The sequence below is a fragment of the Variovorax sp. J22G73 genome, assembly GCF_030317035.1.
Taxonomy (GTDB): domain Bacteria; phylum Pseudomonadota; class Gammaproteobacteria; order Burkholderiales; family Burkholderiaceae_C; genus Variovorax.
Genome location: NZ_JASZYK010000006.1, coordinates 20312 through 41599 on the forward strand (window position 1 = coordinate 20312; position 21288 = coordinate 41599).

The 21288-nt window shown below is 68.6% G+C and carries 19 protein-coding genes; 5 read left to right on the forward strand and 14 right to left on the reverse strand.

From position 1 onward, the window contains the following. Positions 1 to 37: 37 nt before the first annotated feature. From QTI51_RS21650 to QTI51_RS21685, 8 genes are all read right to left on the reverse strand, one after another. Positions 38 to 1081: a dipeptide ABC transporter ATP-binding protein gene (locus QTI51_RS21650; RefSeq protein WP_116912471.1), complete on the reverse strand. Its 1044-nt coding sequence runs from the start codon at positions 1079 to 1081 to the stop codon at positions 38 to 40. Beyond that, the gene (locus QTI51_RS21655; protein WP_116912472.1) at positions 1078 to 2112 is read right to left on the reverse strand and encodes an ABC transporter ATP-binding protein; all 1035 of its coding nucleotides are present in this window, start codon (positions 2110 to 2112) and stop codon (positions 1078 to 1080) included. The genes QTI51_RS21650 and QTI51_RS21655 overlap by 4 nt, the downstream gene beginning before the upstream one ends. Before the next feature lie 17 nt (positions 2113 to 2129). Then, positions 2130 to 3053, reverse strand: coding sequence for an ABC transporter permease subunit (locus tag QTI51_RS21660; RefSeq protein WP_286516271.1), 924 nt, complete (start codon positions 3051 to 3053; stop codon positions 2130 to 2132). A 4-nt stretch (positions 3054 to 3057) separates the two neighbouring features. Next, positions 3058 to 4062, reverse strand: a complete 1005-nt coding sequence (locus QTI51_RS21665; protein ID WP_116912474.1) for an ABC transporter permease subunit — start codon at positions 4060 to 4062, stop codon at positions 3058 to 3060. A 62-nt stretch (positions 4063 to 4124) separates the two neighbouring features. After that, positions 4125 to 5804, reverse strand: coding sequence for a long-chain-fatty-acid--CoA ligase (locus tag QTI51_RS21670; protein WP_116912475.1), 1680 nt, complete (start codon positions 5802 to 5804; stop codon positions 4125 to 4127). A 98-nt stretch (positions 5805 to 5902) separates the two neighbouring features. Then, positions 5903 to 7402: an NAD(P)(+) transhydrogenase (Re/Si-specific) subunit beta gene (locus tag QTI51_RS21675; RefSeq protein WP_116912476.1), complete on the reverse strand. Its 1500-nt coding sequence runs from the start codon at positions 7400 to 7402 to the stop codon at positions 5903 to 5905. After that, positions 7399 to 7731, reverse strand: coding sequence for an NAD(P) transhydrogenase subunit alpha part 2 (locus QTI51_RS21680; protein WP_116912477.1), 333 nt, complete (start codon positions 7729 to 7731; stop codon positions 7399 to 7401). The genes QTI51_RS21675 and QTI51_RS21680 overlap by 4 nt, the downstream gene beginning before the upstream one ends. 29 nt (positions 7732 to 7760) lie before the next feature. Beyond that, the gene (locus tag QTI51_RS21685; RefSeq protein WP_116912478.1) at positions 7761 to 8891 is read right to left on the reverse strand and encodes a Re/Si-specific NAD(P)(+) transhydrogenase subunit alpha; all 1131 of its coding nucleotides are present in this window, start codon (positions 8889 to 8891) and stop codon (positions 7761 to 7763) included. Positions 8892 to 9311: 420 nt separating this feature from the next. On the opposite strand from QTI51_RS21685, the gene QTI51_RS21690 reads away from it, so the two are divergent. The 3 genes from QTI51_RS21690 to QTI51_RS21700 all read left to right on the forward strand — a co-directional run bounded on the left by QTI51_RS21690 (position 9312) and on the right by QTI51_RS21700 (position 11086). After that, positions 9312 to 10025 (forward strand): response regulator transcription factor, encoded by a 714-nt coding sequence (locus QTI51_RS21690; protein WP_116912479.1) that lies wholly within the window; start codon positions 9312 to 9314, stop codon positions 10023 to 10025. Between the two features lie 128 nt (positions 10026 to 10153). Further along, positions 10154 to 10588 (forward strand): DUF4019 domain-containing protein, encoded by a 435-nt coding sequence (locus QTI51_RS21695; RefSeq protein ID WP_116912480.1) that lies wholly within the window; start codon positions 10154 to 10156, stop codon positions 10586 to 10588. 9 nt (positions 10589 to 10597) lie between these two features. Next, positions 10598 to 11086, forward strand: coding sequence for an NUDIX hydrolase (locus QTI51_RS21700; protein ID WP_116912481.1), 489 nt, complete (start codon positions 10598 to 10600; stop codon positions 11084 to 11086). A 9-nt stretch (positions 11087 to 11095) separates the two neighbouring features. Here QTI51_RS21700 and mnmA read toward each other — a convergent pair whose 3' ends face one another. Further along, positions 11096 to 12217 carry a tRNA 2-thiouridine(34) synthase MnmA gene (gene mnmA / locus QTI51_RS21705; protein WP_116912482.1) on the reverse strand — a complete coding sequence of 374 codons (1122 nt, stop codon included), beginning with the start codon at positions 12215 to 12217 and terminating at the stop codon, positions 11096 to 11098. A 184-nt stretch (positions 12218 to 12401) separates the two neighbouring features. Between mnmA and QTI51_RS21710 the strand changes: the two genes are divergently transcribed. After that, positions 12402 to 14129: a long-chain-fatty-acid--CoA ligase gene (locus QTI51_RS21710; RefSeq protein ID WP_116912483.1), complete on the forward strand. Its 1728-nt coding sequence runs from the start codon at positions 12402 to 12404 to the stop codon at positions 14127 to 14129. A gap of 49 nt (positions 14130 to 14178) precedes the next feature. On the opposite strand, the gene QTI51_RS21715 is transcribed toward QTI51_RS21710, so the two are convergent. From QTI51_RS21715 to QTI51_RS21735, 5 genes are read right to left on the reverse strand one after another with little or no spacing between them, the layout of a single operon-like run. Then, positions 14179 to 15171 (reverse strand): LLM class flavin-dependent oxidoreductase, encoded by a 993-nt coding sequence (locus QTI51_RS21715; RefSeq protein WP_116912484.1) that lies wholly within the window; start codon positions 15169 to 15171, stop codon positions 14179 to 14181. A gap of 44 nt (positions 15172 to 15215) precedes the next feature. Then, complete coding sequence (locus QTI51_RS21720; protein ID WP_116912485.1) at positions 15216 to 16895, reverse strand: FxLYD domain-containing protein; 1680 nt, start codon at positions 16893 to 16895, stop codon at positions 15216 to 15218. A 10-nt stretch (positions 16896 to 16905) separates the two neighbouring features. Continuing rightward, the gene (locus tag QTI51_RS21725) at positions 16906 to 17511 is read right to left on the reverse strand and encodes a hypothetical protein (protein ID WP_116912486.1); all 606 of its coding nucleotides are present in this window, start codon (positions 17509 to 17511) and stop codon (positions 16906 to 16908) included. A gap of 13 nt (positions 17512 to 17524) precedes the next feature. Beyond that, positions 17525 to 19366 carry a VanW family protein gene (locus QTI51_RS21730; protein ID WP_116912487.1) on the reverse strand — a complete coding sequence of 614 codons (1842 nt, stop codon included), beginning with the start codon at positions 19364 to 19366 and terminating at the stop codon, positions 17525 to 17527. Further along, on the reverse strand, positions 19339 to 19944 hold the full coding sequence (locus QTI51_RS21735; RefSeq protein WP_116912488.1) for a DUF6891 domain-containing protein: 606 nt from the start codon (positions 19942 to 19944) through the stop codon (positions 19339 to 19341). Before QTI51_RS21735 ends, QTI51_RS21730 begins: the two co-directional genes overlap by 28 nt. Positions 19945 to 20229: 285 nt before the next feature. Here QTI51_RS21735 and QTI51_RS21740 point away from each other — a divergent pair, with 285 nt between their 5' ends. Further along, the gene (locus QTI51_RS21740; protein ID WP_286516265.1) at positions 20230 to 21288 is read left to right on the forward strand and encodes a hypothetical protein; all 1059 of its coding nucleotides are present in this window, start codon (positions 20230 to 20232) and stop codon (positions 21286 to 21288) included.

The following is a 21288-nucleotide window of genomic DNA, read 5'->3' on the forward strand; positions in this document are numbered from 1 at the left end:
CTTGAAACACGGTTGAAAAAGTGAAAACAGGCGGCCCTCAGGCGGTCGCCGCCATCGGGACATCGGCGCGCACCACCGGCGCGCCCTCGAGAAACTGCTCGGCGAAATGGCAGGCCACCTGCCGCTCGTCGAGCATGCGCAGCAGCGGCCGCTCTTCGCGGCAGCGCGGCGCCACATGCGGGCAGCGCGTGTTGAACACGCAGCCCGTGGGCGGGTTCAGCGGCGACGGCAGCTCGCCCTTGAGCACGATGCGCTGGCTGCTGAGCCCCGGGGTGGAGGCCAGCAGCGCCTGCGTGTACGGGTGCAGCGGCCGCGCGAAGATGCGCGCCTTCGGCCCCTGCTCCACCGCATGGCCCAGGTACATCACGAGCACGTCGTGCGCGATGTGGCGCACCACGCCGAGGTCGTGCGAGATGAAGAGGTACGCCAGCCCCAGCTCGGCCTGCAGGTCGGCCAGCAGGTTGAGCACCTGTGCCTGGATCGACACGTCGAGCGCCGACACCGGCTCGTCGGCCACCAGCAGGCGCGGCGACAGCATGAGCGCGCGCGCGATCGCGATGCGCTGGCGCTGGCCGCCGGAGAACATGTGCGGATAGCGGTTGGCGTACTCGGGCCGCAGGCCCACGCGCGCGAGCATGTCGCGCGCCCTGGCGGCGCGCTCGGCCTTGCCCAGCGTGGTGTTGATGGCCAGCGGGTCTTCGAGCACCGCCGAGATCTTCTTGCGCGGGTTGAGCGAGCCATACGGGTTCTGGAACACCAGCTGCACGGCCTGGCGCAGCTCGCGCTTGCGGTCTTGCGGCGTGTCGACCGCGTCGGCGTTGACCAGCGTGAGCTGGCCGGCCGTGGGCTTCTCGATGAGCGCGACCATGCGCGCCAGCGTCGACTTGCCGCAGCCCGACTCGCCCACCACGGCCAGCGTGCGGCCGCGCTCGATGCGAAAGGAGATGTCGCCCACCGCGCGCAGGTGCGCGGGCGCGCGGAACATGCCGCGGCGGATGTCGTAGGTGCGCTGCAGGTTGCGGGCTTCGACGACCACGTCGGTGGATGCGTCAGCAGATACGTCGGTCGATGCGCCGGTCATGGCATCACCTCCGCCACCTGTTGTCGCGGCGGGTCTTGCGCGATGGCGGCCAGGCGCCCCGGCTCGCCGAGCGGAAAGTGGCAACGCACCTGGGCACCTTGCGTACCGTGCACCTCGCGCAACGTCGGACGCACTTGGCACGCACGCTCCGTCACGTAGCCGCAGCGCGGCGCGAACAGGCAGCCCGCGGGCCGGTCGTGCACGCCGGGCACCACGCCGCTGATGGTGGCCAGCCGGCCTTCGGGCGCGGCGCGCTCGGGCAATGCGGCGAGCAGGGCCTCGGTGTACGGATGCTGCGGCGACGCGAAGAGCCGGTCCACGCGCTGGTGCTCCATCACCTGCCCCGCATACATCACGGCGATGCGCTGCGCCATTTCGCTCACCACGCCCATGTTGTGCGTGATGAGCACCAGCGCCATGCCGCGCTCCTTCTGCAGGTCGCGCAGCAGGTCGAGAATCTGTGCCTGGATGGTCACGTCCAGCGCGGTGGTGGGTTCGTCGGCGATCAGCAGGCGCGGGTTGCAGGCGATGGCCATGGCGATCATCACGCGCTGGTTCATGCCGCCCGAGAGCTGGTGCGGGTAGCTGCCCAGGCGCGACGACGCAGCCGGAATGCCGACCTGCTCCAGCAGCTCGGTCGCGCGCTTCTTCGCCTCGCGCTTGTCGAGCTTCAGGTGCAGCCGCAGCGTTTCCATCAGCTGGAAGCCGATGGTGAAGCAGGGGTTGAGGCTGGTGGTCGGCTCCTGGAAGATCATCGCGACCTCCTTGCCGACCAGCGCGCGGCGCGCCTTGTCGGAAATGCCCAGCAGCTCCTTGCCCGCGAAGCGCATGTGGTCCGCGCGCACGCGGCCCGGAAAGCCGACCAGGCCCATCAGCGCCATCATCGTCACGCTCTTGCCCGAGCCCGACTCGCCGACGATGCCGAGCACCTCGCCCTCTTCGAGCGTGAGGCTCACACCGTCGACCGCATGCAGCACGCCGCCTTGGGTCGGGAACTCGACGTGCAGGTCTTTTATGTCCAGCAAAGGCATCTTGTCTTTCCTTTGCCTTAGCGTTTGAGCTTGGGGTCGAGCGCGTCGCGCAACCCGTCGCCCAGCAGGTTGAAGGCCAGCACCGCGGCAAGGATCGCCAGGCCCGGAAAGGTCACGACCCACCACGCGCGCAGCACGAACTCGCGCGCGTCGGCCAGCATGGTTCCCCACTCGGGCGAGGGCGGCTGCGCGCCCAGGCCGATGAAGCCCAGCGCCGCCGCGTCGAGGATGGCGGTGGAAATGCCGAGCGAGGCCTGCACGATGAGCGGCGCGGCGCAGTTGGGCAGCACCTCGCGGAACATCAGGCGCAGCGTGCCGGCGCCGCTCACGCGCGCGGCGGTCACGTAGTCGCGCGACACCTCGGCAATGACGGCCGCGCGCGTGATGCGAACGTAGTGCGGCAGCACCACGATGGCCACGGCGACCATCGCGTTGATCAGCCCCGGCCCGAGGATCGCGACGATCACGATGGCCATCAGCAGGCTCGGCATGGTGAGCACGATGTCCATGAGCCGCATGATCGCGATCTCGAGCACGCCGCGGAAAAAGCCCGCGACCAGCCCGAGCACCACGCCCACGGCCACCGAGATGGCCACCACCGCCACGCCGATCGACAGCGACAGCCGCGCGCCGTGCATCAGCCGCGAAAGAATGTCGCGCCCGATGGCGTCGGTGCCCAGCAGGTAGCTCGCGGAGCCGCCCTGCTGCCACGCGGGCGGCAACAGGAACACGGCGCTGTTGGTCTCGTTGGGCGCGTGCGGCGCGATCCACGGCGCGAACAGCGCGACCAGCAGCAGCACGACGATGGTGACCAGCCCGATGACCGCGCCGCGGTTGGCCGAGAAGGCGGTCCAGAACTCGCGCCAGGGGCCGGGCGGCGCTGCACGCTCGCCCTTGCTCTTGTTCTTGCCGGAGGTTGAAACTGCGTGTGTGTCGGCCATGGCGTCAGTGCCGGATGCGCGGGTTGATGACGCCGTAGGCCACGTCCACCAGCAGGTTGACCAGCATCACCAGCCCGCCGAGCAGCAGCATGCCGCCCTGCAGCACCGGATAGTCGCGCCGCCCGATGGCCTCGATGAGCCACTTGCCGACGCCGGGCCAGGAGAAGATGGTCTCGGTGAGGATGGCGCCCGTGAACAGCACGCCCACCTGCAGCCCGATGACGGTCACCACCGGTATCAGCGCGTTGCGCAGCGCATGCAGGCCCACCACGCGAAAGCGCGACAGGCCCTTGGCGCGCGCGGTGCGGATGTAGTCCTCGCCCAGCACCTCGAGCATGGCCGAGCGCGTCATGCGCGCGATGACCGCAAGCGGCACCGTGCCCAGCACGATGGCCGGAAGAATGAGGTGGTGCAGCGCCGACCAGAAGGCATCGATGTCGCCCGCGCGCAGCGCGTCGATCAAGAGAAAGCCGGTCTCGGGCTCGATGAAGTACTGCACCGCGATGCGCCCCGACACCGGCGTCCACCCCAGCTGCACCGAGAAGAACAGGATGAGCAGCAGGCCCCACCAGAAGATCGGCATCGAGTAGCCGGTGAGCGACGTGGCCATCACGCCGTGGTCGAAGATGGAGTTGCGCCGCACCGCGGCAAGAATGCCGGCCGGCAGCCCGAGCAGCAGCGCGAAAAGAATGGCGCACACCGCGAGTTCCATGGTGGCGGGGAACAGCGCCAGAAACTCGCTCATCACCGTGTCCTGCGTGATGATCGACTTGCCCAGGTCGCCGTGCAGCACGCGGCCGATGTAGATGCCGTACTGCACGATCACCGGCTTGTCGAAGCCGTAGGCGGCGCGCAACTGGGCGTGGCGCTCGGGGTCGATGCCGCGCTCGCCGGCCATCGTCTCGATGGGGTCGCCCGGCACCAGCCGGATGAGGAAGAACGCGAGCAGCGTCATGCCGATGAAGGTCGGCACCAGCAGGCTCACACGGGTCAGGAGGAATCGAAGCATCGACCCGCGAATATGCAAGATCGATGCCGTGGCCCTACCCGGGCCGAACCCTTACACGCGGGCTACTTCTTGGCGTCGCGCAGCTCGCGGCGCAGGATCTTGCCGACCGGTGTCTTCGGCATGTCGGTACGAAACTCTACGATTCGCGGCTGCTTGTAACCCGTAAGGTTTGCCCTGCAGTACTCGCGCACCTGCGCCTCGGTGAGCGACGGGTCTTTCTTCACGATGACCAGCTTCACGCCCTCGCCGGTCTTCTCGTCGGGCACGCCGACCGCGGCGCATTCGAGCACGCCCGGAATGAGTGCCACCACGTCCTCGATCTCGTTCGGGTACACGTTGAAGCCCGACACCAAAATCATGTCCTTCTTGCGGTCGACCACCTTGAAGTAGCCGCGCTCGTCGACCACGCCGATGTCGCCGCTCTTGAAGTAGCCGTCGGGCGTCATGACCTTGGCGGTCTCGTCGGGGCGCTGCCAGTAGCCGGCCATCACCTGCGGGCCCTTGATGGCGATTTCGCCGCGCTCGCCCACGGGCACTTCGTTGCCTTCGTCGTCGAGCAGCTTGAGCCAGGTGTTGGGCAGCGGCAGGCCGATGGTGCCGGTGTAGGCGGTGCTGTCGGTCGGGTTGCAGGTGGTCGAGGGCGAGGTCTCGGACAGGCCGTAGCCCTCGCAGATGGAGCACCCCGTCTTCTCGAGCCACAGCTTGGCGACCGCGGCCTGCACGGCCATGCCGCCGCCGACCGAGATCTTGAGGTTCTTCCAGTTGACGGTGTTGAAGTCGGGGTGGTTCGCCAGCCCGTTGAACAGCGTGTTGACGGCGGGGAAGCTGTGGATGGTGTGCTTCGACAGCTCCTTCAGCACGCCCGCGATGTCGCGCGGATTCGGGATCAGGATCAGCTTGCCGCCCGTGCGCATGTTCAGCATCATGCCGACCGTGAACGCAAAGATGTGATACAGCGGCAGCGCGCACACGCTGGTGGGCTGCTCGCTGGCCGGCACCTTCTTCATGGCCGGCTCGTTCCAGGCTTCCGACTGCAGCACGTTGGCGATCACGTTGCGATGCAGCAGCACCGCGCCCTTCGACACGCCGGTGGTGCCGCCGGTGTACTGCAGCACGGCCACGTCGTCGGGGCCGATGGCCACGGGCTTGGGCGAAGCGCCGGCGCCCTTGTCGAGCGCGTCGTTGAAGCGCACCGCGCCCGGCAGGCTGAAATGCGGCACCAGCTTCTTGACGTTGCGCACCACGTAGTTGACCAGCGCGCCCTTCAGGAAGCCGAGCCGGTCGCCCATGGAGGCCAGCACGATGTGCTTGATGGGCGTGGCCGCGATGCACTGCTGCAGCGTGGTGCCGAAGTTCTCCATGATGACGATCGCCTTGGCGCCAGAGTCCTTGAGCTGGTGCTCGAGTTCGCGCGGCGTGTACAGCGGGTTCACGTTCACAAGGATCAGGCCCGCGCGAAGAATGGCCGCCACCGCGATGGGGTACTGCGGGCAGTTGGGCATCATCGCGGCCACGCGGTCGCCCTTGACCAGGCCCAGCCCCTGCAGGTACGCGGCGAAGGCCTTGCTCTGCTTGTCGGTCTCGCCGTAGCTGATGTCCTTGCCCATGAAGCTGTAGGCCGTGCGGTCGGCGTACTTCTTGAAGCTCTCTTCCATGAGCGCGACCAGCGACGGGTATTGCGAGGCGTCGATGTCGGCGGGCACGCCTTGCGGGTAGCTGTTGAGCCAGGGACGGTCGGTCATTGGGTTTGTCTCCTCCGGGGTCTGACAGTTGAAAACGAAAACGGCGCACGAAGTGGCGCCGCGAAGATTCGCCCGCGTGGCGGGCGTGGACCTTCGGCCTATTCGATGGCCTTGCCCATATCTTCCACTACTTTTTTAGCATCGCCAAAGACCATCATGGTCTTGTCCATGTAGAACAGCTCGTTGTCCAGCCCGGCATAACCGGCGGCCATGGAGCGCTTGTTCACGATGACGGTCTTGGCCTTGTAGGCCTCCAGGATGGGCATGCCGTAGATCGGGCTGCCCTTGGTGTGCGCGGCCGGGTTCACCACGTCGTTGGCGCCCAGGATGATCGCCACGTCGACCTGGCCGAACTCGCCGTTGATGTCCTCCATCTCGAAGACCTGGTCGTACGGCACCTCGGCCTCGGCCAGCAGCACGTTCATGTGGCCGGGCATGCGGCCGGCCACCGGATGAATGGCGTACTTGACGACGATGCCCTTCTCGGTGAGCTTCGCAGCCAGTTCCTTCACGGCGTGCTGAGCGCGCGCCACCGCCAGGCCGTAGCCGGGCACGATCACCACCGTCTCGGCATTGCCGAGCACGAAGGCCGCGTCGTCGGCGCTGCCGGTCTTCACCGGCCGTTGCTCCTTGGCCGCGCCACCGGCCGTGGCCGCCTCGCCGCCGAAGCCGCCCAGGATCACGTTGAAGAACGAGCGGTTCATGGCCTTGCACATGATGTAGCTCAGGATGGCGCCCGACGAGCCCACCAGAGAGCCGGCCACGATCAGCATCGCATTGTTCAGGCTGAAGCCGATGCCCGCGGCCGCCCAGCCCGAGTAGCTGTTGAGCATCGACACCACCACCGGCATGTCGGCCCCGCCGATGGGAATGATGATGAGCACGCCCATCACGAAGGCCAGCGCCAGCATCGCGAAGAAGGCGCCCCAGCTTTCCGTGGCCACGAACAGCAGGCCCAGCGCGACGGTCAGCAGGCCCAGCACCAGGTTCAGCATGTGCTGGCCCTTGAACTGCACCGGCGCGCCCTGGAACAGGCGGAACTTGTACTTGCCCGAGAGCTTGCCGAAGGCGATGACCGAGCCGCTGAAGGTGATGGCGCCGATGGCCGCGCCCAGGAACAGCTCCAGCCGGTTGCCGTACGGAATGGCGTAGCGCACGAAGCCGTCGAGGATGACGGCGCCGTCGGGCGTCTGCGCGCCGATGAGCGCGGCCACGGGCGCGGCCGTGATGCCGAAGGCCCACGGCTCGGCCACGGCGGCCACGCCGATGAACACCGCGGCCAGGCCGATCATGCTGTGCATGAAGGCGACCAGCTCGGGCATCTTGGTCATCTCGACCTTGTTGGCCATGAAGGCGCCCAGGCCGCCACCGACGACCACCGCCGCCAGCACGTAGGCGATGCCGGTGCCGAAGTCGACGTTCAATGAGCGCGCCTGTCCGTGGATCAGCGCGATGGTCGTCAGCACGGCGATCGCCATGCCGGTCATGCCGAAGACGTTGCCGCGGATGGAGGTGGTGGGATGGCTCAGGCCCTTCAGGGCCTGGATGAAGCAGACGCTGGCCACCAGGTACAGCAGCGTGACGAGGTTCATGCTCACTTGGAAGCCCCCTCTTCAGCCTTGGGTGCGGCCGTCTTCTTCTCTTTCTTCTTGAACATCTCCAGCATGCGCCGCGTGACCAGGAAGCCGCCGAAGACGTTCACCGCGGCCAGCGCCACGGCCAGCACGCCCATGGTCTTGCCCAGCGGCGTGGTGGTGAGCGCGGCCGCGAGCATGGCGCCCACGATGACGATGGCCGAGATGGCGTTGGTCACCGCCATCAGCGGCGTGTGCAACGCGGGCGTGACGGTCCACACCACGTGGTAGCCCACGTAGATGGCCAGCACGAAGATGATCAGGTTGATGACTGTGTGGGAAACGGGATCCATGGGTTCTTCTCCTCGCGTGATCGCTGTGTCTACTTGCGGGTGACCTGGCCGTCCTGCGTCATGCGGCAGGCGGCGACGATGTCGTCCTCGAGGTCGATCTTCAGCGCGCCCTCCTTGGTGACGATCAACTTGAGAAAGTCGAGCACGTTGCGCGCGTACAGGGCCGATGCATCGGCCGCCACCAGCGCCGCGAGGTTGGTCTCGCCCACGATGGTCACGCCGTGCTTGACCACGGTCTTGTCGGCTTCGGAGATCGGGCAGTTGCCGCCGATGCCGTCGGCGCCCTTGCCGGCCGCGATGTCGACGATGACCGAGCCCGGCTTCATGGCCTTGACCATGTCCTCGGTGATGAGCGTGGGCGCGGCGCGACCGGGAATGAGCGCGGTGCTGATCACCACGTCGGCCAGCGCCACGCGCTTGGCGACCTCGACCTGCTGGCGCGCCAGCCAGCTCGCGGGCATCGGCTTGGCGTAGCCGCCCACGCCGACGGCGGCTTCCTTCTCTTCGTCGGTGTCGTAGGACACCTCGATGAACTTGCCGCCGAGCGACTCGATCTGTTCCTTCACGCTGGGGCGCACGTCGGACGCCTCGATGACGGCGCCCAGGCGCTTGGCCGTGGCAATGGCCTGCAGGCCCGCCACGCCGACGCCGAGGATGACGACGCGCGCGGCCTTCACGGTGCCGGCGGCGGTCATCAGCATCGGGAAGAAGCGCTGGTACTTGTCCGCCGCGATCATCACGGCCTTGTAGCCGGCGATGTTGGCTTGCGACGAGAGCACGTCCATGCTCTGGGCACGCGTGGTGCGCGGGGCGGCTTCGAGGGCGAAGGCCACGACGCCGGCCGATGCCAGCCGCTGCAGGCCGGCCGCGTCGAAGGGGTTGAGCATGCCGATGACGACGGCGCCGCTCTTGAGCAACGCGGTTTCCGCCTCGGTCGGCGTGCGCACCTTGAGCACCATGTCGGCGGAAAAAGCGCCTGCTTGGTCGGTGATTTCCGCGCCCGCGGCCTGGTAGGCCGCGTCGGTGACGCTGGCGGCAATGCCGGCCCCCGCCTGTACACGAATCGCATGCCCCGAGGCGACCAGTTTCTTCACGGTCTCGGGTGTTACGGCCACTCGGGTTTCGCCAGCCAGTGTCTCGGCAGGCACGCCTATCAGCATAGAGATCTCCTCAGAGCAAGGGGGCACACGGAACGCGCGCAGAGCTTACAGCAAGATTACAGACGCCCGATGTCGCCAACATGCAGTCTTCTTCAGGCTTCAAGCACCGATGAATAGTGCATTCACTGCTATTCAATTGATAGTGATCAATCGGCGTTTTCCCCAAGCTGCGTAGCAGCTGTGGTGCAAGGCCTCGCACGGCTCCGGCGCATTGACGACCGGTCGGTCGCGTCTCACTTTGGGCGACTTTCACCAAACCTAATTGTTGGCAACTGTAGTTAACTGTTTTTAGTCTTCGTCTGAATTTCAGAATTAGCGTGCATTAGTTGCAAACTCGAAAAATCGACACAGTCGCAAATGGATACACTTCGCCCAAATCGTCGGCTCACGGAGGTCGGCGAAGGAGAAGAAGGGGATGGAATGCGTATTGCTGTACTCGACGACAGCCCGGACCAGCTCGCGCTGATCCGCAAAGCCATGGTGGGCCTCGGACACGAGTGCCACCTCTATAAAGAAGGACGAACACTTTTGCATGCCCTGCGGCGGCAGACGTTCGACTTCCTCATCCTCGATTGGGGCCTGCCCGACATGTCGGGGCCGATGCTGGTGAAGAAGCTCCGCGTCGACCTGAAGAACCGGCTTCCCGTGCTGCTGGTGACGGACTTCTACGACGAGAGCGACATGGTCGCGGCCCTCAACGCGGGTGCCGACGACTTCATGGCCAAGCCGCTGCGCTCCGGAGAACTCGAGGCCCGCGTCAACGCGCTGCTGCGCCGGACCTATCCCGCGCGCCACGAGGCGGAGCTGGTGTTCGGGCCGTACCACTTCTTTCCGCCCTCGCGGGTGCTGAAGGTGCGCGGCAAGGCGGTGGAGCTGAAGAACCGCGAGTACGAGCTGGCCCTGTTCCTGTTCCAGAACATCGGACGCCTGCTGTCGCGGGCGCACCTGCACGAGGCCGTCTGGGGGCAGGGCGTGGAGGTGCTGTCGCGCTCGCTCGACACGCACATCTCGCGGCTGCGTACCAAGCTGGACCTGCGCCCGGACAACGGCTTCCTGCTGCTGGCCATCTACGGGCTGGGCTACCGGCTCGAGGCGATCGACGAGAACAGCATGTCGAAGCTCAGCGTGCGCTAGCGCCCAGGGGCTGACAACTCGCCATCCGGGAATCTCTTCCGCGCGGCAGCCTCCAACCGTTCGTGCATCGCGTGGCGCCAGGCCCTCGCGCCCGGACCCAACAACCCAAGGAAACAGTGAAACAAGGAATGAACCCCATCGTCAGGCTGCTGCTCGCGGCCGCGCTGCTCTGGAACTGCCTCGGCCCGGCGGCCGCGCAAGACCTGGAGGCCAGCGACATGGTGCGCGGCGGCATGCAGGCCATCCAGATGATCGACCAGGGCAAGGCCGGCGAGCTCTGGGACGGCGCCTCGGCCACCGCCCGCAAGCGCGTGACCCGCGCCGATTTCACGGGCCAGGTCGCCAAGAGCCGCGCGCCTCTCGGCGCTCCCCGCATGCGCACCTGGGTCACGGTGAACCGGCAGGTCCTTGCGGACCCCGACGCCGAAACGGCGGGCCAGTACGTCAGCATCGAATACGAGACCCGCTTCGCCAACAAGCCCGACGGCACGCTGCGCGAACTCGTGAGCTTTCACCTCGACGGCGACCGCATCTGGCGCTTCAGCGGCTACGTGCTGAGGTAAAAGCCTCGCATGGCATCACCACGCTGGAAACCCAATGTCACCGTCGCGGCGGTGATCGAACGCGACGGACGCTTTCTGCTCGTCGAGGAGCAGGCCGGCGATGGCCTTCGGCTCAACACGCCGGCGGGCCACCTGGACCCGGGCGAATCCCCGGCCGAAGGCTGCGCGCGCGAAACGCTCGAAGAAACCGCCCACCATTTCACGCCGACCTCGCTCATCGGCATCTACATGGCGCGCGCACGGCCGGTGGCGGAAGGCGGCGAAGACACCACCTACATGCGTTTCGCCTTCGCGGGAACGCTGGGCGCTTTCGAGGAAGGCCGTGCGCTCGACGAGGGCATCGTTCGCACGGTGTGGATGACGCTGGACGAAATCCGCGCCAGCGTGGCGCGGCACCGCAGCCCGCTGCTGCTGCAGTGCATCGAGGACCACCAGGCCGGCAAGCGCTACCCGATGGAGATCGTGCAGGTCGACGAATCGGTGCGCTCGGCGCCCTGAATCAGCCGATCAGACGATCACGCCGCCGCCCAGGCAGCGCTCGCCGTCGTACAGCACGGCCGACTGCCCGGGCGTCACCGCCCATTGGGGCGCACCGAAACGCAGGCTGAATGCCTCGTTGGTATTCCCGGCCGCACCGGGTTCCCCACCGCCCATCTCGCAGGGCGCATCCGCCTGCCGGTAGCGTGCCTTCGATCCGTACTCGCCGGCCGCGGGCGCCTCGCCCGACACCCAGCTCGCGCCGTCCGCCTTGAGCTCCGACGACAGCAGCCACGGATGGTCGTGCCCCTGCACCACCCACAGCGTGTTCTTCTCGACGTCCTTGCGCGCCACGAACCACGGCGAATGGTCGCCCGAGCCGCGCTGCGCGCCCTTGTCCTTGACGCCGCCGATGCCCAGCCCCTGCCGCTGCCCCAGCGTGTAGAAGCTCAGCCCCTGGTGCTCGCCCAGCTTGCGGCCGCGGTCGTCCTTGATGGGGCCCGGCTCCTTGGAGATGTAGCGGTTCAGGAAATCGCGAAACGGCCGCTCGCCGATGAAGCAGATGCCGGTCGAGTCCTTCTTCTTCGCGTTGGGCAGCCCGATGTCTTCCGCGATGCGGCGCACTTCGGTCTTGTGCAGCTCGCCGACGGGAAACAGCGTCTTCGACAGCTGCGCCTGGTTCAGGCGGTGCAGGAAGTAGCTCTGGTCCTTCGACGGGTCCAGCCCCTTCAGCAGCTCGTGCCTGCCGGTGGCTTCGTTCAACCGCACGCGGGCGTAGTGGCCGGTGGCGATCTTCTCGGCGCCCAGGCGCATGGCGTGGTCGAGGAAGGCCTTGAACTTGATCTCGGCATTGCACAGCACGTCGGGGTTGGGCGTGCGGCCGGCCTTGTATTCGCGCAGGAACTCGGCGAACACGCGGTCCTTGTAGTCGGCGGCGAAGTTGACGTGCTCGATCTCGATGCCCAGCACGTCGGCCACGCTGGCGGCGTCCACGAAGTCGATGTTCGACGAGCAGTACTCGCTGTCGTCGTCGTCTTCCCAGTTCTTCATGAAGATGCCGACCACCTCATGCCCCTGCTGCTTGAGCAGGTGCGCCGTGACGGCGGAGTCCACGCCGCCGCTCAGTCCCACCACGATCCGATGATTTGCCATAAGCCCGCCATTGTCCCAGCCCGGCGGTAGGGGCTGGCGGCGTGTGGGAAATCGGGAAAACCCGTGTCGCCGGCTTGTCAGCGGCAACCCCACGGCGCGAAGGGCCGGCGCTACAGTGCCCCTGAACGAGGCGGCCCCGTCCGCCCGCGCGATTTGCAACAACAGCACAGCGGAGACAAGACGCATGGCCACCCCCTCCCCCGCCACGGCTTCCGGCCACGACCTGCCCTGGACGCGCAACTACCCGAGCGGCATGCGCTGGGACGCCGAGCTGCCCGTGAAGCCGGTGCAGCAGATGCTCGACGAGGCCGTGGCGCGCTGGCCCGACCATTCGGCGGTCGAGTTCATGGGCCAATCGCTCACCTACCGGGAGCTCGGCGCCGCGGTCGATCGCGCCGCCAGGGGCCTGCAGGACCTGGGCGTGAAGCCCGGCGTGCACGTGGGCCTGTACCTGCCCAACACGCCGCACTACCCGATCGCCTTCTTCGCCGTGCTCAAGGCCGGCGGCACGGTCGTCAACTACTCGCCGCTGGACGCCGAGCGCGTGCTGGCCCACAAGATCGAGCACAGCCGCACCGACATCCTGGTCACGCTCGACCTCGTCAACCTGTACCCGCTGATGGCGCGCCTGCTCGACAACTCGCGCCTGAAGACGCTGGTGGTCGGCAGCCTCGGCGACTACGGCGCGGCGGGCGACAAGGTACAGGCGCAACTGCAGGCGGCCGGCCAGGTCGCGCCCGTGCCCACCGACGCGCGCCACGTGCGCTTCACCGACCTGCTGAAGAGCCAGGGCGCGCACCACGCCTACCCGCTGGGTGACCTGGCCGAGGAGATCGTGGTGCTGCAGTACACCGGCGGCACCACCGGCCTGCCCAAGGGCGCGATGCTCACGCACGCCAACCTCACGTCGGCCTCGGCGCAGTACTACGAGTCCACGCGCGGCGAGCCGCCCATCCTGGACGAAGGCAAGGAGCGCTTCCTGGTGGTGCTGCCGCTGTTCCACATCTTCGCGCTCAGCGCCGCGATGCTGCTCGGCGTGCGGCTGGGCGCGGCGCTGGTGCTGCACACGCGCTTCGATGTCGACGCGGTCATGAACGAGCTCGCGGCCAGCAAGATCAGCGTGTTCCCCGGCGTGCCGACGATGTACACCGCCATTCTCTCGCACCCCAAGGCGAAGGAGATGGACCTGCGCTCGCTCAAGTTCTGCGGCTCGGGCGGCGCGCCGCTGCCGGTGGAGGTGGAGCAGCGCTTCTTCGCGCTCACCGGCTGCCACCTGAACGAAGGCTGGGGCATGACCGAGACCTCGCCCGTGGGCACCTTCACGCCCGCGCGCGGCGTGCGCAAGGCGGGCTCGTGCGGCATGCCGCTGCCGCAGGTGCGCATCAAGCTCGTGAGCCTGGACGACCCGGCCAAGGACGTCACCACCTTCGGCGAAGCCGGCGAGCTGTGCATCAGCGGCCCGAACGTGATGAAGGGCTACTGGAACAACCCGAAGGCCACCGCCGAGTCGATGACCGCCGACGGCTATTTCCGCAGCGGCGACGTCGCCAAGATGGACGCCGACGGCTACCTCTACATCGTCGACCGCACCAAGGACATGCTGCTGTGCGGCGGCTACAACGTGTACCCGCGCGTGCTGGAAGAAGCGGTGTACGAACACCCTTCGGTGGCCGAGGTGTGCGTGATCGGCATTCCCGACGACTACCGCGGCCAGTCGCCCAAGGCCTTCGTGAAGCTGAAGGAAGGCGCGCAGGAACTGACGCTGGACGCGCTCAAGGCCTTCCTGAAAGACCGCCTCGGCAAGCACGAGATGATCGGCGCGCTGGAGATTCGCGCGGAGCTGCCGAAGACGGCGGTGGGCAAGCTCTCGAAGAAGGACCTCGTGGACGAGGAAGCCCGCAAGCGAGGCTGAACACGAGGCTGAACAGCAAAAGCCCGCCAGCGGGCTCGAGCCTCGGTGGTTACTGCTTCTTCTGCCCGAACGCCTCGGCCAGCAGCTCGTAGGAGCGCAGCCGGGCCGCATGGTCGAACACCTGCGAGGTGATCATGAGTTCGTCCGCACCGGTGCGCGCCACGAAGGCTTCCACGCCCTTCTTCACCGTCTCGACCGAGCCCACGGCGGAGCACGACAGCACCGAGTCGAGCAGCGCGTTCTCGGCCGGCCCGACCTTCTGGCGGTAGTTTTCCACCGGCGGCGGCAGGCGGCCGGGGCGGCCGCTGCGCAGGTTCACGAAGGCCTGCTGCCACGAGGTGGCGCGGAACTCGGCCTCGGCGTCGGTGTCGGCCGCGAACACGTTGAAGCCCAGCATCACGTACGGCTTGCTCAACTGCGCCGACGGCTTGAAGGTCTCGCGGTAGATCTGGATGGCCTGCATGATCTGCTGCGGCGCGAAGTGCGAGGCGAAGGCATAAGGCAGGCCCAGGTGCGCCGCCAGTTGCGCGCCGAAGGTGCTGGAGCCCAGGATCCACACCGGCACCTCGAGCCCCGCGCCCGGCACGGCCTTCACGGCCTGCTGGGGCGCCTTCGACATGAAGTCCATCAGCTCGACCACGTCCTGCGGGAACTGGTCGGAGTCCGACTCCAGGTTGCGCCGCAGGGCGCGCGCGGTGCGCTGGTCGGAGCCGGGCGCGCGGCCCAGGCCCAGGTCGACGCGCCCCGGGTACAGCGACTCCAGCGTGCCGAACTGCTCGGCGATCACCAGCGGCGAATGGTTGGGGAGCATCACCCCGCCGGCGCCGATGCGGATGGTGGAGGTGCCCGCCCCCACGTACGACAGCAGCACGGCCGTGGCCGCGCTCGCGATGCCCGGCATGCCGTGGTGCTCGGCCAGCCAGTAGCGCGTGTAGCCCAGCTTTTCGCCTTGCTGCGCGAGCGAGAGCGAGTTGCGGAACGACTGCGCGGCGTCGCTGCCCTCGGTGATCGGGGAAAGGTCGAGGATCGATAACGGAATCATGGCGCGATCATGGCGCGAACCGCCCGACGGCGTCGCCCGAGGGGCTATTCGGTTTGGTATAGCGTGCTCACGCTCGCGAAGTCGCGTCCGTTCTGCTCCACGTTCACCTGGAACGGCACGCTTTCTCCGGGCGCGATGGCCGGCAGGTTGTCCACCAGCTTGAAGCCGGTGAGCTGCCCGTTGCGGTCGCGCAGGCTCACCCACAGGCGCACCTTGCCGACGATGCTGCTGCCCGGGTTCTTCACGCTGCCCGTGACCTCCACGCTCTTGTAGGTGAAGCGCTGGCTGAAGTTGAGCAGCACGCTGCCGGTCTCCGCCTTCGTGCCCGTCACCTTCACCTCCATGGGCTTGCGCGGGCCCGGCATCGCGGCACGGCGCATGGGCTTCCATTCGATGCGCGTCTGCGTGATGCGCTCCATGTCCTCCGGCTCCAGGAAGATCGGAAAGCGCTCGCCCGGATACAGGTACGCCAGCCCCGCGATGTTCGTGGTGCCGTGGAACTTGTTGCCGCTGTAGCGCGAGATCACGCCGCCCGGCGCGAGCACCACCGCGTCGGTGCTGCGGTTGACCAGCTCGCCCAGGAACAGCCGCTGCTGGATGTTGTTGCGCCCGTCCACCAGCGGCAGCAGCTCGAGCTGCCTGTCGTCGAAGCGCTCGCTGTCTTCGGCCAGCAGGTCGTCGGTGCCCAGGCGCAGGTCGGGGTTGAAGTTTTCCGGGCCGCCGGCCGTGCGAATCACGCGGTCGGCGCTGCGCACCGGCGTGCGGGCGCCGCTGCTTTCGAGCGTGCTGTAGCCGATGCGGTAGTCCCACGCCGCAATGGCCGCGGCGCGGCCGAAGCGCGCGATGCTCACGTCCACCGAGGTGCGCGCGCCGGGCGCCAGCTCGTTGGCCTGCCCGTAGCCGTGGCCGAAGCCGATCACCTGCCCCGCGTCGTCGTACAGCGTGACCAGCACCTCGATGCCGCCGATGGCGGTGGCGTCCTTGCGGTCGTTGGCCACGCGGCCCACCAGCCGCACGCGTTCGCCCTGCTGCACGAGCCGCGCCCGCGCGAAGGCCAGGCGCGGCCCCTGCACGCTGCTGTAGGGCTCGCTGAGCTTCTGCACGCGCAGCTCCTGGCGCGTGACGTTCTTGCCGCTGGGCATGTCGATGAGCGCGGGCGCGCTCTCGCCGGGCTCCAGCACGGCGATGGGCAGCGTCTCGCTGCGCTCGTCGAGGCGGCTGTCGCCGTCGTAGTAAACGGCGCGGATGCTGGCGCGCGACAGCGGCTTGCCGGTTTCGTTGCGCGCCACCACCAGCAGCTTGGGCTGCGCCGAACTGCCGCTGCCCACCAGCACCTGGCGCGGCTCGCCGAGCTTCACGCCGTCGGTGGGAATGGTGCGGTCCACCAGCGCCGCGACCGTGGGCCGCTGCGCATCGGACGTGCCGCGCGACTTGAAGAACAGCAGCCCCACCACCTGGAACACCAGCACCGCGCCCAGCACGATGGCCACGCCGATGCCGGCCTTGCGCAGCATCAGCTTCTGCCGCAGCGCCTCTTCCGCCGCGAGCCGCCGGCCGGCCTCGTTCTTCACCTGGTCGAGCACGCGCTCGAGCCGGTCGGACACCTTGTCTTCCACCAGCGTGACCGAGCCGCAGTGCTCGCAGGTGTATTCGTTCAGGCCCGTGCGCTTGAGCACGCTGCTGCCGCATTCGCCGCACTTGAGCGTCTGGAGGTCGATGGTCATGCGTTGGTTCTTACCAGCCGAAGGTGTCGGCAATGTCCTCGGCCGCGCTCGGGCCGCCGAGCAGCGGCGCAAGGCGTTCGATCAGGCGGGCGCGGTGCACGGGGTCGACCTCGCAGTCGTCCGCGTTCGTGAAGATCTCGTCGCCCGCCTCGTCCCACACCTGGCCGATGGTGCCCAGGCACGCCGCCATCTGGAAGATGTCGTCAAACAGCGGCCCGTTGTCCTCCCAGGCGCCCGCGCCGTGCATCGCGAACTGGATCGCGCCCGTGCGCAGGTCGAAGATGAACGGGTCGGCGCCCTGGTCGGCCACCACCAGCCAGTGCTCGGGCCAATCGGCCAGCCGCTCGCCGGTGATGCCCTGCCAGCGGTAGCCCGCCTGCAGCTGCCACAGACGCGAGAGCGGCGGAATGCTGAAGGGGTTGCCGGCGGTGGGCACCGTGAGGCCGGCGTGGCCGACGCGCTCGTTGATCCATTCGCCCAGCGGCCCCACCTGCTCGTAGAAGGTGGCGATGGCCGGCGGCAGCGCGATGTCGCCGCGCCAGTGGTCCGCGGCCGTCTGCGGTGCCAGCGCGCCGTGAGGGGCGAGGGCCGCGCGGGCCTGTTCGATCGATGCCAAGTTTTTTCTCCGTTCAGGGGTTGCAGGCAGCCTGCAGTGCGGTGCGCAAGGCGGCCACGTCGCCGGGCGCGACTTCGCGGACGCCGAGGCCCGACAGGCCACAGGCGGTGGACGCCACCACCGGCACGCCGGCCGCCACGGCGCGCAGCAAGGCGCGCGGCGCGTGTTCGATGTGCGCCGGAAGCACGACGACGCTGGCACCCGCCAGTGCATCGCCGCGCCAGTTCATGTGTTCGACGTGCGCAATGCCTTGCCACAGGCGTGCGTCGTCCGACGGCGAGCCCCACACGCGCAGCCGGCACGGCATGCCCTGCAGCGCGGCGGCGAGCTCGCGTGCGCCCTTGCGCGCCAACGCGCTGGCGGCGAACACGACGAGCGGCAAGCGCTCATGCTCACGCTCGATCGCGGTCGCCTTCATTTCAGGCAGCACCCAATCGAGCGGCTGCAGCGCGGCCTGCGGCGCCAGCACGCCCAGATGCTGCGCGACCTCGGCGTGCGGCGTCACCACGACGGCCGCGCGCGCCAGCGCAAGCGCCTCGGCGCGCACGAGCAGCGGGTCGGCGCGAAAGTCGCGCAGCGTGGCGTCTTCAGGCCACTGCCGGGCCGCGGCGTCGAGCCGTGCTTCCACCTCGGCCATCGGCAACGCACCGGCCAGCACCGTGACGCGGCGGCCATCGAGCGCGCCGATGCGCTGCAGGTGCGGCAACAGCGCCTGCTCGACGACCAGGTGCGTGTGCGCGGGCTCCAGCCGCGCCGCGAAGGCGAGCGCAAGCCAGCGCTGGCCGTCGATCAGGCTGGCCTGCCGACGCCCCGCCTGCCGCGCCCACAGCCGCTGCCACAGCGCGCGGCGCACGCTCACGGCGGCCGGCGATTGCGGCGGCGGCGTGCTTTCGGCGACCGGTTCGCGGTGCCAGCCTGTCACAGCCCGCCGCCAGAACGCGAGCCGCACGGGCAGCGGCTGCATGCGTTGCGCGTCGGGGTGATGCGCATGAAGGTAGCGCGCGAACTCGGGCGTCCAGCCATCGACCAGCACCACTGTTCGCCCGCGCGGGCCGACATCGACGGGCGGGCGATGGCGAAAGCAGGTGGTCTGGTCGCAGCTCAGGCAGCCGCGCGCGAGCGGCAGCGCCGGGGTGTCCCCCACTTCACCCACTTCACCAGCTTCGTTCGCGCGCCGCAGCACCAGTGGGCGCTGCGACACCAGCGGCGAACGCGCGCGAATGCGCAGCACCAGTTCGCTGTCGGTCAGCTCCACCTCGAGCCGCCACGCGTGCCGGGCCCGCAGCTTCAGGTCGACGTAGTTCCAGAACACGGTGGCGTCGATGGCATCGCCGCCGGCGCTCTCGGCCTGCTCGATGCGCGCGCTGTGCCCATGGCGCTCGACCAGCTCGAAACCCGCGCGCGCGGCGACGGTGGCCAAGGCGTTCGACAACTGGCACAGGCCGCCGGCCAGCGTCGGCACCACGCAACCGCCGCGCAGCTCGCGGCCCACGACGAAGCCGCGCCAAGCGCCGGGCCGGCCCAGCTGGCGCCAGAAGCTCAGCACCTCGCCGGCGGGCACCTCGATGGCGTCGAACGCGCGGCGTGCCACGCGCAGGTTCTGCACCTTGCCCGCCACCAGGGGAAATTCGTCCGTTCGGCCGTCGGCCCACAAAGGGGTGCGGCAGTGCGCGAGCACGGGCGCGTCGGCCAGCGCGTGGCCGACCTGCCAGCGCCGCGCCGACGGCCGCAGCGTTTCGCGCAGTGCGTGGGCCGTGGCGAGCAGCCGGGAGCGCAGCCAGAAGTCGATCGCGTCGATGCGGCGCGGCGGCTGCCAGGCCTGCACGCTCACGCGGCGGGGCCTCGCTTGCGCCATTGGCCGAGGTCGGCCTCGATGCGCTCTTCGATGTTGCCGCTCCAGTGCGCGCCGAAGCCGGCGGCGCGCAGCAATTCGACGATGCGGTGGCCCACCACCACGGTGTTGGCCTCGCGCTGCTCGATCTCGGGGATCATGCCGCCGCTGAAGGCCAGGTGCAGGCGGCCGGTGCGCACCGCGGTGTCCAGGTCTTGCGAGTGATAGAAGCAGCAGCCGCGAATGCCGGAGTCTTGCCGGCCCGCGGCGCGCCAGTGCTCGCGCACGTCGTCGTGGCCGTCGGCCAGCGTGTTGCCCGCGCGGTGCAGCGCAATGATCTTCTCGCCGCGCAGCTGCGCGAACACCGCTTCGAGGCGGTCGTACTCGGTGAGCGCGGGCCAGGTGGCCTCGTCGGCATGCTTGGCGGCGCAGGCGCGCGCGGCCTCTTCCTTGACCCAGGCACGGTCTTCGGCGGTGAGCTCGTCCGGATCGAGGTACTCGTCGGTGATCATCCATTCGATGTCGGCATCGGGATGAAAGCCGCTCCACACCAGGTCGTGGATGCGTCCGCGCGTGTCTTCAGGGGCGAGAGTGAGGGCCATGCGTGTTGGGTTGCCGCGGTGGCGGCGACGAATCATGCTTTCTTGTTTGCGGGCGGGAGCGCCTTCGTATTTTCGCCCACTGCACCAGGATGGCGCAGTAATGCAAAAGCATGATGGCCGTGCAGCCACCCCCTCCGGTCCGCGCCATCATGAAGGATGCGCCGTGGCAAGGCAATGCGCCGTTTGGCGCAGGGCCTCGTGCGCACGCAAAGCTGGGCGAGCCTGCCCGGCACGGCGCACCGGCGTGGTGCCGCGAAGGGCAGTGGCTATGCTCGGCGGCTCTTCATGCAGCAACGCCACCCCTCCATCGACCTGATCGCCCACTTGCAGGGCGCATCGCCGGGCTACGGCTTTGCTTCGTCCGACGGCCGCTACCAGGCGGCGCTGGTCGGCGCCGACACCGTGATCGTCGACCTGCACACGCAGCGCATGCACCGCGCCCCCGGCGTGTACCCGCGTGAATTCGACGACGCACCCCCGCCCGGCACGCCGGCGCCCGCGTTGCGCGTGGAAGGCGAGGAAACCGCCACCGCCTGCATGCCCGCGTGGACCGACGTGCAGTGGATCGGGCTGGCCCACGCTGATGCCGACGCCAACACCGACGCCAACGCCGACATCGCACCGCCCGGCTTCTGGCAGCCCTGGCCCGACCCGCGCGCGGTCGGCCTGCCGCCATTGCAGGAGCAACTGCCCACCGAGTGGCGTTCCGACGCGCCGCAGGCCTCGGAGCGCACGGCGAAGCCGGCTTCCGACTGGGTGGCGTGGCTGGTCGCGCTCGCGGTGCTGCTGTACTTCGCGGCCTTCGGCTTCCAGGCGATGACCTGGGCGCTGCGTGGCGGCTGGAACTGGCTGTGGCTGCTGGTCGGGCCACCGCTGTTCGGCGTCTTCGCGGTGTCGGCCGTGCGGATGGTCGTGGAACGGGTGCGCGAGCGCAGGCGCATTTGCGTGGCGCTGGACAACATGGCGCTGGAACGCGGCGAGGGCTTTCGCGTGGGCGAGCCGCTCGCGCTGCGCCTGCGCGCGACGGTGGCCATCGCGGCGAAGGACGATGAACGCACGGTGCCGCCCGAGCGCATCACGGTCCGCCTGATGCGCCGATCCGTTCGCGGCGAGGCCGACGGCGGTTGGACACTGGTGGACGAATGCCGCGACGAGGCCATCGCCTGTCGAGAAGACGAGCGCGACGGCAGGTTGCGCTACGCCTGCGAGCTGTGCGCGCCCCTCGAGGCTGCCGACGCCCACTCGGCAACGACCGCGCAATGGTGGCTCGCGCTGCACGAGGCCGCCGCTGCCCCTGCCGCGCCCTTCATGGTCGCGGCGCTGCGGCTGCTGCCCGCGCGCTGA

Excerpts from the sequence above, each read along its gene's own strand:
- QTI51_RS21650 (WP_116912471.1), bottom strand. The coding sequence starts at position 1,081 with ATGACCGGCGCATCGACCGACGTATCTGCTGACGCATCCACCGACGTG.
- QTI51_RS21655 (WP_116912472.1), bottom strand. The coding sequence starts at position 2,112 with ATGCCTTTGCTGGACATAAAAGACCTGCACGTCGAGTTCCCGACCCAA.
- QTI51_RS21660 (WP_286516271.1), bottom strand. The coding sequence starts at position 3,053 with ATGGCCGACACACACGCAGTTTCAACCTCCGGCAAGAACAAGAGCAAG.
- QTI51_RS21665 (WP_116912474.1), bottom strand. The coding sequence starts at position 4,062 with ATGCTTCGATTCCTCCTGACCCGTGTGAGCCTGCTGGTGCCGACCTTC.
- QTI51_RS21670 (WP_116912475.1), bottom strand. The coding sequence starts at position 5,804 with ATGACCGACCGTCCCTGGCTCAACAGCTACCCGCAAGGCGTGCCCGCC.
- QTI51_RS21680 (WP_116912477.1), bottom strand. The coding sequence starts at position 7,731 with ATGGATCCCGTTTCCCACACAGTCATCAACCTGATCATCTTCGTGCTG.
- QTI51_RS21685 (WP_116912478.1), bottom strand. The coding sequence starts at position 8,891 with ATGCTGATAGGCGTGCCTGCCGAGACACTGGCTGGCGAAACCCGAGTG.
- QTI51_RS21690 (WP_116912479.1), top strand. The coding sequence starts at position 9,312 with ATGCGTATTGCTGTACTCGACGACAGCCCGGACCAGCTCGCGCTGATC.
- QTI51_RS21695 (WP_116912480.1), top strand. The coding sequence starts at position 10,154 with ATGAACCCCATCGTCAGGCTGCTGCTCGCGGCCGCGCTGCTCTGGAAC.
- QTI51_RS21700 (WP_116912481.1), top strand. The coding sequence starts at position 10,598 with ATGGCATCACCACGCTGGAAACCCAATGTCACCGTCGCGGCGGTGATC.
- mnmA (WP_116912482.1), bottom strand. The coding sequence starts at position 12,217 with ATGGCAAATCATCGGATCGTGGTGGGACTGAGCGGCGGCGTGGACTCC.
- QTI51_RS21710 (WP_116912483.1), top strand. The coding sequence starts at position 12,402 with ATGGCCACCCCCTCCCCCGCCACGGCTTCCGGCCACGACCTGCCCTGG.
- QTI51_RS21715 (WP_116912484.1), bottom strand. The coding sequence starts at position 15,171 with ATGATTCCGTTATCGATCCTCGACCTTTCCCCGATCACCGAGGGCAGC.
- QTI51_RS21720 (WP_116912485.1), bottom strand. The coding sequence starts at position 16,895 with ATGACCATCGACCTCCAGACGCTCAAGTGCGGCGAATGCGGCAGCAGC.
- QTI51_RS21730 (WP_116912487.1), bottom strand. The coding sequence starts at position 19,366 with ATGGCGCAAGCGAGGCCCCGCCGCGTGAGCGTGCAGGCCTGGCAGCCG.
- QTI51_RS21735 (WP_116912488.1), bottom strand. The coding sequence starts at position 19,944 with ATGGCCCTCACTCTCGCCCCTGAAGACACGCGCGGACGCATCCACGAC.
- QTI51_RS21740 (WP_286516265.1), top strand. The coding sequence starts at position 20,230 with ATGCAGCAACGCCACCCCTCCATCGACCTGATCGCCCACTTGCAGGGC.